This is a genomic window from Aliihoeflea aestuarii (genome assembly GCF_024105665.1).
Taxonomy (GTDB): domain Bacteria; phylum Pseudomonadota; class Alphaproteobacteria; order Rhizobiales; family Rhizobiaceae; genus Aliihoeflea; species Aliihoeflea aestuarii.
In genome coordinates, this window is the sequence record NZ_JAAAMK010000007.1 from 166477 (window position 1) to 180660 (window position 14184).

General features: G+C 62.0%; 10 protein-coding genes. 7 read left to right on the forward strand and 3 right to left on the reverse strand.

The window, feature by feature from the left end:
• The first annotated feature begins 130 nt into the window (after window positions 1-130).
• Window positions 131-4756, forward strand: coding sequence for a MupA/Atu3671 family FMN-dependent luciferase-like monooxygenase (locus GTW25_RS14905; protein ID WP_252913024.1), 4626 nt, complete (start codon window positions 131-133; stop codon window positions 4754-4756).
• A gap of 18 nt (window positions 4757-4774) precedes the next feature.
• Complete coding sequence (locus GTW25_RS14910; protein ID WP_252913026.1) at window positions 4775-5458, forward strand: 4'-phosphopantetheinyl transferase family protein; 684 nt, start codon at window positions 4775-4777, stop codon at window positions 5456-5458.
• Here the strand turns inward: GTW25_RS14910 and GTW25_RS14915 are convergent.
• A complete protein-coding gene (locus GTW25_RS14915) occupies window positions 5409-6845 on the reverse strand; it encodes an undecaprenyl-phosphate glucose phosphotransferase (RefSeq protein ID WP_252913028.1) in 1437 nt (478 codons plus the stop codon). The genes GTW25_RS14910 and GTW25_RS14915 overlap by 50 nt on opposite strands.
• A 245-nt stretch (window positions 6846-7090) precedes the next feature.
• Between GTW25_RS14915 and GTW25_RS14920 the strand changes: the two genes are divergently transcribed.
• Together GTW25_RS14920 and GTW25_RS14925 are read left to right on the forward strand one after the other, a co-directional pair.
• Window positions 7091-7954, forward strand: coding sequence for a glycosyltransferase (locus GTW25_RS14920; protein WP_252913030.1), 864 nt, complete (start codon window positions 7091-7093; stop codon window positions 7952-7954).
• A gap of 192 nt (window positions 7955-8146) precedes the next feature.
• A complete protein-coding gene (locus GTW25_RS14925; RefSeq protein WP_252913031.1) occupies window positions 8147-8869 on the forward strand; it encodes a WecB/TagA/CpsF family glycosyltransferase in 723 nt (240 codons plus the stop codon).
• A 13-nt stretch (window positions 8870-8882) separates the two neighbouring features.
• Here the strand turns inward: GTW25_RS14925 and GTW25_RS14930 are convergent, their stop codons facing one another.
• Together GTW25_RS14930 and GTW25_RS14935 are read right to left on the reverse strand one after the other, a co-directional pair.
• On the reverse strand, window positions 8883-9893 hold the full coding sequence (locus GTW25_RS14930) for a glycosyltransferase family 2 protein (protein WP_252913032.1): 1011 nt from the start codon (window positions 9891-9893) through the stop codon (window positions 8883-8885).
• Between the two features lie 5 nt (window positions 9894-9898).
• A complete protein-coding gene (locus GTW25_RS14935; RefSeq protein WP_252913034.1) occupies window positions 9899-10849 on the reverse strand; it encodes a glycosyltransferase family 2 protein in 951 nt (316 codons plus the stop codon).
• Between the two features lie 225 nt (window positions 10850-11074).
• Here GTW25_RS14935 and GTW25_RS14940 point away from each other — a divergent pair, with 225 nt between their 5' ends.
• The 3 genes from GTW25_RS14940 to GTW25_RS14950 are packed head-to-tail and all read left to right on the forward strand — an operon-like array spanning window position 11075 to window position 14152.
• Window positions 11075-11989 (forward strand): hypothetical protein, encoded by a 915-nt coding sequence (locus GTW25_RS14940; protein WP_252913036.1) that lies wholly within the window; start codon window positions 11075-11077, stop codon window positions 11987-11989.
• A complete protein-coding gene (locus GTW25_RS14945; RefSeq protein WP_252913038.1) occupies window positions 11979-12902 on the forward strand; it encodes a hypothetical protein in 924 nt (307 codons plus the stop codon). The genes GTW25_RS14940 and GTW25_RS14945 overlap by 11 nt, the downstream gene beginning before the upstream one ends.
• The gene (locus GTW25_RS14950; protein WP_252913040.1) at window positions 12899-14152 is read left to right on the forward strand and encodes a polysaccharide biosynthesis/export family protein; all 1254 of its coding nucleotides are present in this window, start codon (window positions 12899-12901) and stop codon (window positions 14150-14152) included. Before GTW25_RS14945 ends, GTW25_RS14950 begins: the two co-directional genes overlap by 4 nt.
• The last annotated feature ends 32 nt before the right edge of the window (window positions 14153-14184 follow it).

The window sequence follows — 14184 nt, forward strand, 5'->3', positions numbered from 1 at the left end:
GGCTTCCCGTCCGGCTCATTGATCATGCAGAGTAAATCTTACGATTAATGGTAATGGATGCTTGCCTCCGACATAAATGTTCGCAGCTTTTCTTGAGCATGATTTTGACTATAGCGTCGGGGCGTGAGACATGAGGGAAATCGCGGTCGTTCTCGCAGGCGAGGAATCGCTTCTTGCCCAATGCGGCGAAATTCTGCTTCAGCGCGGACATCGCATCGCGCTCGTGATGACGGACGCGCCTGCCATCCGCGACTGGGCGCAAAGCCAAAACCTGGATGTGCGTGACTGGGGGGAGGGGCTTGGCGAGCAGCTTCGCGGGGTTTCGTTCGACTGGTTCTTCAGCATCGCCAATCTGCGCGTAATCCCGCAGGACATTCTGCGGCAGGCGCGTTCAGGTGCGGTGAATTTCCATGACGGCCCGTTGCCGCGCTATGCGGGCCTCAACACGCCGTCCTGGGCGATCATGGAGGGCGCGCAGACCTATGGCGTCACCTGGCACGACATGGAGGGCGGCATCGATATGGGTGACATTCTTGCGTCACTCGAATTTTCGATCGCGCCGGACGAAACGGTTCTGACGCTGAATGCCAAGTGCTTCGAGGCGGGAATTTCGAGCTTCACCGATCTGATTTCCGGCATCGAAACGGATATGTCGACAGCCCGGCCGCAGCCGGAAGGTGCGCGGGTTACCTATCGCAAGACGGCTCGGCCAGTCGCTGCGGGCCTCATCGATTTCAGCCGCAGCGCGGTGGAGCTTTCGCGGCTTTCGCGGGCACTCGATTTTGGATCGCGCTACGCGAATCCGCTGGTGATGCCGAAGATCGCCGCGGCCGACACCATCTACGCCTTGACTGAACTGACCGTGCTCGATCAGCCGAGCGATCAGCCCCCTGGCACCGTGGTTGCCGTCGATGCCGACGGCGTCATCGTGGCGGCAGCCGACCGGCTGCTGCGCGTCGAGGGGCAGGCGATCGACGGCAGCGGAAGTCTCGCTTCCGTGGCCGGTTCCTTGCGGACGCTGCCGGTTCCGAGCGGTGAATTCCTGCGAGCCGTCGATGATGTCGTCGCTCGCGTTGTACCCCATGAAGCCTATTGGCTGTCGTCGCTTGCGGGCGCTGCCGATATCGACGCGCAATGGGCGGGCGCAGGTTCCGGGACGCCGGCGGTGATCGAACTGGCGATGCCGGACGGCATGACGCCGCCCGATATGCTGGCATCGACCGTCGCGTTCTTTGCCCGATATTTCGCGGCTTCCCGTTTTGCGGTTGCTTATTCCAGCGACGAACTGACCGCCATGGCGGCACCCTTAAGGGGGCTTGTCGCGAGGTCGGTGCCCGTCTGTCTCGACATCGATCTCGATGGCGACGCTGCATCTCTGCGCGCTGCACTCGCGCGGACATTCGACGAGGCGCGACGAAAGTCGACGTTTCTGAGCGACATTTTTCTTCGGCATCCGGGCCTGCGGCAGCCGGACTTGTCCATCGGCATCGTCGAGACCGCAGACGCCGCCCGCTCGGTGGGATTGCCCGGATGCGCGGTGACCTTCGCCATCGATCGCAAGGGACGCATGGTCGCCATTTGCGATCCTGGACGCATTTCTCCCGGCAAGGCTCGCGAACTTGCCGATCGTCTGACCGTTTTCGCCGCTGCCTTCGCTGCGGGCGGAATGTGCGTCGGTGACATGCCGACGGCCAGCGAGGAGGAGATGCGCCGCCTTCTCGTCGAGTTCAACGATACGGACGGCGATTACGACCGAGATGCCTGCGTGCACGATTTGATCGAACGACAGGTGCTACTGACCCCCGATGCCGTTGCAGTCGCGTTCGATGACCGGTCGATCACGTATCGCGAACTCGATCTTGCCGCCGACACGGTGGCCGCCGCGCTTCGTGAGAAAGGCGTCGGGCCGGACATGCCCGTCGGCCTCCATGTCAGGCGCTCGGCAGAACTCGTCATCGGCGCGCTCGGCATTTTGAAGGCGGGCGGCGCCTATGTGCCGCTCGATCCGGATTTTCCGACCGACCGGCTCGCGATGATGGTCGAGGACAGCGAGACGGCCTTCATTCTCACCGAACGGGATCTGACGCCGGTGACGACGAAGCAGGGCGTCGCCTTGCTGGATATTCACGAACTCGTCGCGACGAAGCGTCCCAAGCCCGATGGTGTGCCCGTTCGGCCGGAAAATCTCGCTTACGTCATCTATACGTCGGGTTCGACCGGACGGCCCAAAGGCGTGATGATCGAGCACCGGAACGTGGTCAACTTCTTCGCCGGGATGGACCAGCGCGTGCCCTTGGGCACGGAGCGCCAGCCCGTGTGGTTGGCGGTGACGAGCCTTTCGTTCGACATATCCGTGCTCGAACTTTTCTGGACGCTGTCACGCGGCTTCAAGGTCGTGATCCATACAAGCGATGTCCATCGCGCGCACCGCTTGGCGGCCGTGCCGGCAACCGCTTCGGTGCCGGTGCACGGGTCGATGGATTTCGGCCTGTTCTACTGGGGCAATGACGATGGCGCGGGGCCGGCGAAATATCGGCTGCTTCTGGAAGGGGCGAAATTCGCCGACGCGCACGGGTTCACAGCGATCTGGACGCCGGAAAGGCATTTTCATGCCTTCGGTGGCCCGTATCCGAACCCTGCCGTGACCGGTGCGGCGGTCGCTGCCGTGACATCCAATCTCGAAATTCGCGCGGGAAGCTGCGTTTTGCCCCTGCATCACCCGGCGCGGGTGGTCGAGGAATGGGCCGTCGTCGACAATCTATCGAACGGGCGGGTCGCGCTTGCCTTCGCGTCCGGCTGGATGCCGGAGGACTTCGTGCTGCGGCCGGAAAACGCACCGCCCGCCAACAAGGCGGCGCTCAGCCGTGACATCGAAACCGTGCGCCGGCTGTGGCGGGGCGAATCGGTCGAGTTTCCGATGGGCGACAAGGTCGTTTCGGTCATCACGCAGCCGCGCCCGGTTCAGCGCGACCTGCCGGTCTGGCTGACGACGGCCGGCAATCCGGAAAGCTACCGCGAAGCGGCGAATCTGGGCGCCAACGTTCTGACCCATCTGCTCGGACAGTCGATCGAGGAACTGGGCGAGAAGATCGCGATCTATCGCACGGCGCTGGCCGCACAGGGGCGCGATCCGGCCGCTCACAAGGTCACGCTCATGCTGCACACGCTCATGGGCGAGGATCGCGAAGAAGTCCGCGAACTCGCGCGCGAGCCGATGAAGGACTATCTGCGCAGCGCCGCCGCGCTCATCAAGCAATATGCATGGGCATTCCCGGCCTTCAAGAAACCTGTCGGCGTGGCTCAGGCGATGGATATCGATCTGCGCGATCTGGCTGAGGACGAGATGGACGCGATCCTCGACTTCGCGTTCCATCGCTATTTCGAGGATAGCGGCCTGTTCGGCACGGTCGAGGATTGCCGCGAGCGCATTGCGCAGCTCAAGGCCATCGGGGTGGACGAAGTGGCGTGCCTGATCGATTTCGGCGTCGCGACGGATGCGATCCTTCCGCGCCTCGAACCGCTTGCCCGCCTCGTCGCCGAATGCGGCAAGGGCGCTTTGCGGTTGAATGGCGTTGCTTCACGGGTGGAAGAGCCGATCGGCTTTGCAGGGGAAGTCGCACGCCATCGGGTCACGCATCTGCAATGCACGCCATCAATGGCGCGCATGTTTCTGGCGGATGAGGACAACCGCCGGGCGATGGGCACCATCGACCATCTCATGATCGGCGGGGAACCGCTGTCCGGTGCGCTGCTGGCGGAACTGCGAACGATCACCGACGCGACCATCGAGAACATGTACGGCCCGACGGAAACGACGATCTGGTCGTCGACCATGCACGCGGAGGCAACCGATGGCGTCGTGCCGCTCGGAACGCCTATTTTGAACACGCAGTTCTACGTGCTCGACCGGAGGGGCAAGCCGGTGCCGGCGGACATGCCGGGCGAGTTGTGCATCGGCGGCGACGGCGTCGCGCGGGGCTATCTCGGCCGGCCGGAACTGACGCGCGAGCGCTTCATGAACAATCCGTTCGCGGATGGACGCATCTATCGGACTGGCGACCTCGTTCGCTTCGATCCAGATGGCCAGACCTTGCGCTTCATCGGCCGCACCGACCATCAGGTCAAAGTGCGCGGCTACCGGATCGAGCTTGGCGAGATCGAGGCGCGGATGCAGTCGTTTTCCGGCGTTCTCGAAGCCGTTGCCGTGGCACGGGACGACGCCCGAGGCAATGCGCGCATCATTGGTTATCTTCGGGCGTCCGCGCCGGTCGATCAGGCGCAATTGCGTGCGCATGTCGCTGCCGCGCTGCCGGAATACATGGTGCCGTCGCGCTTCATCGAACTCGACCGGTTCCCGCTTACACCCAACGCGAAAGTCGATCGTGCCCGGTTGCCGGAAGTGGAAGAGCGCTCACTGGCCACAGTCGAACCTATTTTGCTTTTGCCGTCCGGCGACCGCGAGAAGGCGATCGCGCAGGCATTCGCGCGCGTGCTGGGCCTTGAGCGGATCGGGCTCGCCGACAATTTCTTCGCACTCGGTGGTCACTCGCTTCTCGCCGTGCATCTTCATCGGGATATCAAAGCCTCGATCGCGCCGGAAATCACGATCACGGATATCTTCCGCTTTCCGACGGTTGCTGCGCTTGCCGGGCATCTGGCGAACCGCTCCGCATCGAGCGAGCGGCTGAGTTCGGTCGCCGACCGCGCGGCCATGAGGCGCGCGCGCATGCAGCAGACGGCCGGGGCGCGGCACTGAGCGATGGACACGGCAGGATTGTTCGACGCGGACGTCGCCGTTGCAGCGGCCTTGGTCGACATGTGCGATCAGCCATTGTTTCCGGTCGAGCGTGCCGCGATCGCCAATGCCTGCCCGTCTCGGATCGCCGAATTTCGCGCGGGACGCCAATGCGCGCATCTTGCTCTTGAACGGTTGGGACTAACGGCGACCGCGATTGCAGCGAGCAGCGCGCGCGCGCCATGCTGGCCGGCGGGCGTCGTCGGCTCCATCAGCCATACGGACGAATTCGCCATCTCGGCGGTCGCGCGCTCGCAAAGCTATGCCGGGGTTGGTGTCGATGTCGAAGCGGCGGGCGAACTCGACGCATCGCTTGTCGATCTCATATGCGGACCGGTCGAGCGGGCAGGCATGCGGATGATGTCGCCCGGTCAGGCGCGGCTTCAAGCCAAGACGATCTTCAGCATCAAGGAAAGCGTCTTCAAGTGTCAGTTCCCGCTCACCGGAGTCTGGCTCGAATTTACCGATATCGAGGTCGCCATCGCCTTCGACCGCACCAGCTTCGAAGCCGTTTTGCTGCGGGACGCAGGGCCGTTGCGGCGGGGACGCATCGTTTGCGGACGGTTGCGGGAAACTGAGGATTACGTTCTGAGTTCGGCGTGGTTGCGCGATCTCAATATGCCTTGCTGCGGTCGGAGAGCGCAACAAGCGTCAGCAGCATGATCTTGATGTCGAGCCAAAGCGACCAGTTGTGAATGTACCACAGGTCGTGTTCGACGCGCGCCTTCATGCTGTCGATGGTCGGTGTCTCGCCGCGCAGGCCGTTGATCTGCGCCCATCCGGTGATCCCTGGTTTCACGTTGCGGCGAAAGGCATATTGCGCAATCAGCGCATCGTAGCTGTCGTCGTGCGAGACGGCGTGCGGACGTGGTCCGACCACGGACATGTCGCCGAGCAGGACGTTCCACAGTTGCGGAATCTCGTCGATGCTTGTGGAGCGTATGAACGCGCCCACGCGGGTGACGCGGGCATCGTTGCGCCTGGCCTGAATGATCGCGTCGCCGTCTTCCAGAACTTTCATGCTTCGAAACTTGACGATGGGAAACGTCACGTCGTTGCAGCCGCGCCGCCTTTGCACGAAGAAGACCGGGCCACGGCTTTCCAGCTTGATGGCGAACGCCGTTATGATGAAGATCGGGAAGAGCGAAACGAGCGCGCACAGGGCAAATGCGATGTCGAAGCTGCGCTTCAGGAAATGCTCGACGCCGCTCAGCGGCGCATGCTGCACTTCGACAGCGGGAAGGCGGCCGATTCTCGTCGCGGGCTGGCGGATGATGTCGGCGATCATCGGCTCCAGCGCGAGCTTCACGGGCATCGGCATGGTACGCAATTCCGCCAGCAACTCGCCAATGGACGTCAGGTCGGAACTGTCGCACGCGACGAGCACCTCGTCGGCGCTTCGGGCGATCATGGTATTGGTCGTCGACATCCATTGTGCCGCCGACTGATTTTCCGGCAGGGTCAGCACACCGGTCAGGATGACGCCGCTGTCGGCGATCTGTTCGCGCAGGCGGGTGATGGAATAGCCCGCCTTGCACACGAGCACGATGCGACGCGGCTGGACCAGTCCCCGCGCGGTGGCCCTGGGTATCCAGTGCGCCCAGAACAGTCGCGTCGAGATGAGCAGGGCCGGGCAAAGCACAACGAACATGAGCGCGGTGCCGCGCGAGAATTGATCGCTGATCTTGAACAGGAAGCTCAGGAGGGCGAGAAATCCGATCGATGTGGATCCATAGACAGCAATACGCAGGAACTGTTTGCGAACGCGCATAAGTTCGATGGGCCGATAAGCGCCTTTCGCCATGGCCTGAGCGACGAAACCTGCCGCCAGAAGTATGCCGGCTCCAATATACTTGGAAAGCTCGGGGGTGTTGTGAAGCTCTGCGAAATAGCTGTAGAGCGCATAGCAGGCCACGGTTGCCAGGACGATCACCATCGCGTCGGCGGTCGCAGCCAGATAGAATATCGATCCTACGCGCGGCTTGCCGATCTCGTCGGCCGCATGAAGTCGAACTACGCCGCCGGTCTGAGCCGCATATTCGTTTCTCATCTGTACTACCTGCCCAAACGCTACGCGCGATTACGTCCCAGAGGGATATTCGTTCACGCGGTCACATCCGGGTAAGAGAGAAAAACGGTCTATACTGACTATCGATATGTCTATATTTTTCCATCTTAGGTTTTTTCGCTTAAATCTCCGTCTTTGTGACGTGCATAATATAGATCGTGCGGTCTATTTCGGAAAGAATTTCGCATAGATAAAGTCGACTTGTCAGGTGGTCGGGGAACGCGGAGATGAAGCCTGCCGGGCGGGCGCGTGGATTGAGCGTCATCATTCCTGCAAGCAACGAAGCGGCGTTGATCGGCAACGCCCTTTCCGCACTCTTGTCGTCGCGGACCGGGGGCGGGGTGCCGTTTACCGTCCAGATCGTTGTCGTGGCGAATGGATGCGGCGACGATACGAGCGGCGTGGCGCGCAGCTTTGCGGAGCAGGCACGAGCGCGGGACTGGTCGCTGATCAGCCTCGATATCGCCGAGGGCGGTAAGCTGAACGCACTCAACGTGGGCGACGAAAACGCGTCCTATGACAACCGCATCTATCTCGACGCCGATGTCGTGGTCGCTCCGGGCCTTCTGGAAGCGCTGGCGGATGTGCTGGACAGTCCCGAACCCGTCTATGCGAGCGGCATGCTGCGAATTTCCAAAGCGCGCAGCTTCGTAACGCGCCGGTATGCGCGTTTTTGGGAAAAGCTTCCTTTCGTTTCGGAAGGTGTTCCCGGCTGTGGGTTGTTCGCGGTCAATGCCGCCGGCCGCGCTCAGTGGGGGAGGTTTCCCGACATCGTCTCGGACGATACGTTCGTCCGGCTGCAATTTTCACCGCCGCAACGTCTTGCGGTTCGCGAATATTTCGACTGGCCGATGGTTGAGGGATTCCGAAATCTCGTTCGGGTGCGGCGACGTCAGGACCGAGGCGTTCGTGAGGTGACGAGGCTCTTTCCCGAACTGCGCCGAAACGACGAAAAAAAGAAACCCGGACTTCGAAAGCTTGCACGGCTTGCCCTGCGCGACCCTTTGGGATTCATCATCTACTCAAGCGTTGCGGCCGTCGTTCGCATGCCGGCTGGAGACGTCGGGCTCGCCTGGGAAAGAGGACGTTAGTTTATTCGTCGCCAGATTTAGATTGAACGATATAGACGTAGGAAGATTTGATACCTTAACATTTCGTATCTTCAACGGCGATGCTTCGGGGACTTTCTCTCTGTTCCCGGATACATCGAAATGGTGCTGGCTGACGATTTGTCTGGATTCGATCGTGAACCAAATCGGTCACGACGTTCGCAATTCCTCGGCATGCCGTTCGATCAGGTCAGTTTTGCGCATGTTCTCGATGAGCTGCGCGCCAGCGGGACCGATCAGCCCGCGCGTTATGTAGTGACGCCCAATGCCGATCATGTCGTGAAGCTCTCGCGCAACAGCAAGCTGGCCTTCATATATGACGATGCGTGGCTGTCTTTGTGCGACAGCAAGCCGGTATGGGCGATGTCGCGGTATCTGAACGGCGGACTGGACCATGTCACCGGTTCGGACCTGACCGCTCACATTTTCAAGAGCGTACTTCGTGCCCGCGACCCGGTGGCGCTGGTCGTCGCAAATCAGGAGCTCGCGGATGCGATGATCCTGAACTACCCGGATCTGAGATTTCGTATCCATGTCCCGCCGGCGCGGCTTGCCGACCAGCGCGACGCGTTCGAAGCGTGCGTCGACTTTCTTGCGGCAGAGCCGGCGCGCTTCGCCTTCGTCGCAATCGGCGCGCCCCAATCGGAACGGATCGCGCATGCGTGGTCGCGTCGTCCGGGCACCACAGGAACCGCGCTATGCGTCGGCGCCTCTCTCGAGTTCATCGTGGGATTGAAGACGCGCGCACCGCGCTGGATGCGGGCGGCGGGGCTGGAATGGCTGCATCGGCTGATGAGCGAACCGCGACGCCTGTGGCGGCGCTACACCCTCGCCGTCGTTCCGCTGTTCCAGCTCCTCGTCGGCCAGATACGGCGCAGCCGAATGAAGCGGATCTGACGTTCGCTCCGCCTCATTTATATTCGATCAGGAGTGGATCGCGGCGGCGTAACGCCGACAGGTGAAATGTCGCAATGCCTTGCAGTTCGGCAAGCTTGCCGATGACGAGCAAACCGGCGCTTGCGAGTCCGAAGCGTGAAAAATCGCGTCTTCGAAAGACCAGCCGTGCCCACTGAAGCGGATAGGCGAGCAGGCCCAGCAGCGCCCACCCGCCGGCAATCGGCGCCAATGCGAGGAGGGCCGGTGCAAGCCCGCCCCAAAAGAAAGCCCGAAACACGTTGCGCCGCCAAAGGCGTTGCGGAGATGCCCGGTGCATGGCCTCGATCTGTGCGAAGGCATGGCCGCCACGCACGGTCCGTCGCCACCATTGGGAGAAATGAAGAATGTCGGCGTCGTGACGGGTCATTTCCTCGGCGATCCGGAATATGCGCCAGCCTCTTTCACGAAGCCGAATGCAAAGTTCGGGTTCCTCGCCTGCGATAAGGCCGTCATTGAAGCCGCCGACCTGACGAAAGGCGTCCACACGCGCCAGAAAGTCGCCGCCGCATTCATCGATCTCGCCTAGCGGACCGTTCCATTCCTGATCGCAAAGCGCATTATATACGGTGCGTTCGGGCCAGCGCTCACGGCGCCGTCCGCAGACGAGCGCGACCTTGGGATTGCGAGTGAGAAACGTCGCCGCCGCGGAAATCCAGTCCGGCTGAAGCTGGCAATCGCCGTCAAGGAACTGGACGAAGGAAGTTTCGGGCGCTTCGTGCATCAACTGCCGAAACCCGAGATTGCGAGCGCGGGCGGCTGAAAACTGCGAGCCGCGTTCCATGATGACGACCGTCGCGCCCATTCGCACGGCCGTTGCGACGCTGCCATCCGTGGAGCCGGAATCGACATATATCGTCGTCTTCCCCTTGCCGAGAATCGACGCGAGGCAGTCGACCAGCCGTTGACCCTCATTGCGGCCGATCACGACGATCCCGATTTGACCTGTCGCGGCGGTGACGTCCGCAGGGCTGATATTCATCGACATCGTGATCAAACCTTCAGCCAGCTATGTCTCATGAAGTCGGTCAGCAATCGTGGCTCGGATCGGGAGCGGGACGATGCGAGTTGCCGCAGACGAAAGCCGGCCTGTCCCGCAAGCCATGCGAGGTCCGCGAGAAGCGCATAGAATTGTCCGTGATGCTTGACGAAATAGCGCCGGCGCGAGTGAAACCAGTAGGCCGGACGGCGTCTTGCGGCCGCGTCGCGTTTCGTCACGTTGGTCGATTGCCCGACGAGATGCACGACGCGACTTTCGGGAACATGCCAGCATTCGAAGCCGGCCTTGGATGCACGCAGGCAAAAATCGAGTTCCTCGTAATAGAGGAAATAGGCCTCGTCGAGCAAGCCGACCGCCTCCACGACCTCGCGTTTCACCATCAGGCTCGCGCCGGAGACCCAGTCGATCCGGCTCGGCCGGTCGGGCATATCCGGGGCGACACGCCAGTTTTCGAGCAAGCGGGTGAAAGGACCTACGCGTATGGTCGATTCCAGTTCGCTGGCGACGCCCGGAAACCTGAAGGCGCATGCCTGGGGTGTCCCATCCGGGTCCTCCAGCCGCGATCCGGCAATTCCCGCATTCGGGTTTTCGTCCAGAAACGTAGCCAGTCGCGCCACAGCGCCGGTTCGCACGCGCGTGTCGGGATTGAGAAGCAGATAAAGACGCGAAGGCCCGAACAACGCATCCGCGACCTCGATCGCCCCGTTGTTCCCGGCCGAGAAGCCACGATTTTCGGAATGTTCAACCAAAGTGACGCGATCGCCCCAGTCACGCTCGATCGCGGCTTCGCGCAGGCTTTTCATGTCCTGCGACGGAGACGCATTGTCGGCGACGACGATTCGCGTGTCTTTGGGCAGAAGAGAATCTTCGATCAGCGAATCGACGCAGTCGATCGTCAGATCGAGCGCGTCGTAGTTCAAGATGATGACGGCGATACCGGTCACGAGGCTGCTCCTCCTTTTCGACTTGTGCCGGCGTTCGGAAGACCCCAGGCCGCAATGGAAATACTATTGCTATTATATTTGATAGGGGGATTTCATAAATGCACCTAAGTATAACCTAATCGGTCTAGATCGAATTGAATGTTGTGTTGTTAGCGAGCTTTGCTTCAATTTCTTCCAGGGAGCATGTCACAATGCTGCGTGGCGCTGGGAAGAAGGTGGGCGCGAATGTACAGGCTATTCAGCCCCGCTGCCGTCGGCCTGCTTGTCGTGGCCGCGTTCGGTCTCAGCGGAAGCAAGACGGGGTCGGCGGATACCGACGCACTTTACGCGCGTCCGGTCGAAGCGCCGTCGGCGCCGCTGCGCGTATTCCACCTCGGACACAGTCTCGTCGGGCGCGACATGCCCGCCATGCTCGCCCAGCTTGCGGGAGCGGGCCATACATATGAAAGCCAGCTCGGCTGGGGCACGACGATGAAAGCCCATTGGGAGCCCGGTCACGAGATCGAAGGATTCGATGTCGAAAACGACCATCCCCGATACCGGCCCGCACGCGAAGCGGTCGACAGCGCAGACTACGACGCGCTGGTTCTGACCGAAATGGTCGAGATCAAGGACGCGATCCGCTATTTCGACAGTGCGACCTATACGAGACGCTGGGCCGAGGCCGGCTGGACAGCCAATCCCGACATCCGCGTCTATCTCTATGAGACCTGGCACCCTTTGAACGACCGGGAAGGGTGGCTGGCGCGCATCGACCGCGACATCGGTCTTTACTGGGAAGGTCAGGTTCTCGTACCGGCCCTTCGCGACCGTCCGATCCACGTCATTCCGGCAGGCCAGGTTCTCGGCGCCTTCGTCCGCGAGGTGGAGGCGCGGGGCGGGGTCGGCAACGTGGCGGACCGCACATCGCTTTTCAGCGATGATATCCACCTCAACGACCTTGGAGCATATCTCGTCGCGCTCACGCATTATGCGGTGCTCTACGGTCGTGATCCGCAGGGGCTTCCCCGCACGCTGATGCGTGCCGACGGCAGCGCGGCGCAGGCTCCCGACGAAGAGGCGGCACGGCTGATGCAGGAAATCGTGTGGACCGTCGTTTCGACCTACCCGAAGACGGGGGTGGCGTCGCATGGCCTCTAGCCTCATCAACATTCTCCTGATCGGGCACAGCCTGATCGGAACCACGATGCCCCTGATGCTGCAGGACGTCGTCGGGGCTCGGCATGCGGGCGACAAGGTGAACTTCCAGATTATCAACGGTGCGCCGCTGGTCTGGAACTGGGACCATTCGGCTGAAGCGCAGGGCGTCGACGCGCGGGCGGTGCTGCCGGGCGGCGACGTCGACGTGGTGGTGATGACCGAGGCCGTTCCGCTGCTCAGCCATACGACGTGGAGCGCGTCCGGGGAAAACGCATTCAAGTTCTACGACCTCGCCGTCACTGCGAATCCGGATGCCCGGGTCTATCTCTTCGAAACATGGCACAGCCTCAACAGCGGAACCGGCGTGCGCATCGAGAACAATGGCAATGACGATATCCCGTGGCGGGTGCGGATTGATCAGGACCTCCCGCTTTGGGAGAGCATCGTGGATTTCGTCAATGACGAGCGCGCGCCCGGTCAGCCCGAAATGCTCATCGTTCCGGGCGGTCAGGCCATGGCTCTGCTTCATGACGAGATCGCAGACGGCACGGTACCGGGAACGAAGCGGCTGAACGACGTTTTCGGCGACGACATCCACCCGAACGATATCGGCGCCTACTTCATCGCCATGGTGCAATACGCAACCATCTACGGCGAAAGCCCGGTCGGCCTGCCCACCAGCTTGCGGAACGAATGGGGGCAGGTGTTTTTCACCGCCCAGCCCGACCTTGCAGAACGGCTTCAGGAAATCGCGTGGGAGGCGGTCCGATCCTATCCCCGTTCCGGGGTCGCGAGCGACGGGCGGCGCAGCGAACGGGCGTCGCCGACAGCGCTGGCTTCGCGTGATCCGGTGGTCGTTGAACCTGCCCATTTCAAGAACAACGGCGCAACTATGCACGGTGAACTGCAATGAATATCGCGAACCGCTTTTCGACGACGTGCCGGAGCGTAGCAAATCGCGCAATCGCCCTGCTCGTTCTGCTATGTGTCGCGGCGGCACAAGTGAACGCGCAGGAGGCATACACGCTTCGACCGGGAGACGTTCTGGAGTTCTGGGTCGCGCAGGACGAACAGCTCAATCGCAGTGTGACTATCGGCCCCGATGGACGGCTCTCACTGCCTCTGGTCGGCCATTTGACCGTGGAGGGGAAAACCGTCGACGAAGTGGAGGCGGACGTTATCGATCGCCTGCGTCCTTACTATACGGACAGTCTCGATATCGCGGTCATGCTACAGCCGCATCCCTCGCATCTGCCGTCGGTATTCGTGGCGGGTGAGGTCGAGGAACCCGGCGTCTTTCCGTATCGTCCGGGCATGACGGTGCTCCATGCGATAACATTGGCGGGCGGTCCTTATCGCACACCGCTGGTCGCGCGAGACGTCGATCGCTCGATCCTTCTGAAAAGCGAAATCGACGCAGCGCAGAAGTCGGGCGCCGAAATCAGCTTTGCGATCGCGCGACTGGAAGCCGAACTTGCCGGATCCGATCGGGTCGTGGCTCCCAGCAATCTCGCGTTCGAGCTTTCCGAAGCCCAGCTCGCCGAAATCGGGGAGCGTGAACAACGGCTTCTGGACCTTCGCATCGCCGCACGCACCTCCGCGTCGAATGTGTCGAGCGAGGTGAGGGAGATGACCACGCGCGGCATCGAAGCGGTGCGCCAGCAGCGCGGGATCATCGACCGCCGCCGGGAGCTTCAGGCGGAACGCGTCGCCTCGGCCACCACGCTGGTTGAGCGAGGCCACATGCAGCGCTCGCAACTGCTGGAGCAACAAGGCGGTTTGGCCGCGATCGACGGCGAGGCCGGTGAACTCGAGGCGCAGATCGCCGCAGCGGAGGCGTCGGCCATCGAGGAAGCCAACCGCGACGGCGTGCTGTCCGGCGAACGGCAGGTCGAGCTCATGACCGAGCTCAACGATGCGCGGCGGCAATTGGAGGCATTGAACGCAAGGCTGGGCGATAATCGCCGAGCGCTGGCGGTCTATGAACGCGACAGTGCAGGCAACAGCCAGGAAGCGCCGTTCGCCTATCGGATCATGCGGACGATCGAGGGAACCAGCACGCAAATCGATGCCTCGACGCTGACGGCCCTGCTGCCGGGCGATCTGGTGGAAGTCATGAAGATTTCGAGCGCGACGCCGATGGCGAGCGCGACGGTGAACTGAAGCGACGCAGGCTGGCGAAGGCCCGAGAACGG

Coding starts and splice junctions, on each gene's coding strand:
- GTW25_RS14905 (WP_252913024.1), top strand. CDS start 131: ATGAGGGAAATCGCGGTCGTTCTCGCAGGCGAGGAATCGCTTCTTGCC.
- GTW25_RS14915 (WP_252913028.1), bottom strand. CDS start 6,845: ATGAGAAACGAATATGCGGCTCAGACCGGCGGCGTAGTTCGACTTCAT.
- GTW25_RS14920 (WP_252913030.1), top strand. CDS start 7,091: ATGAAGCCTGCCGGGCGGGCGCGTGGATTGAGCGTCATCATTCCTGCA.
- GTW25_RS14925 (WP_252913031.1), top strand. CDS start 8,147: ATGCCGTTCGATCAGGTCAGTTTTGCGCATGTTCTCGATGAGCTGCGC.
- GTW25_RS14930 (WP_252913032.1), bottom strand. CDS start 9,893: ATGTCGATGAATATCAGCCCTGCGGACGTCACCGCCGCGACAGGTCAA.
- GTW25_RS14940 (WP_252913036.1), top strand. CDS start 11,075: ATGTACAGGCTATTCAGCCCCGCTGCCGTCGGCCTGCTTGTCGTGGCC.
- GTW25_RS14945 (WP_252913038.1), top strand. CDS start 11,979: ATGGCCTCTAGCCTCATCAACATTCTCCTGATCGGGCACAGCCTGATC.
- GTW25_RS14950 (WP_252913040.1), top strand. CDS start 12,899: ATGAATATCGCGAACCGCTTTTCGACGACGTGCCGGAGCGTAGCAAAT.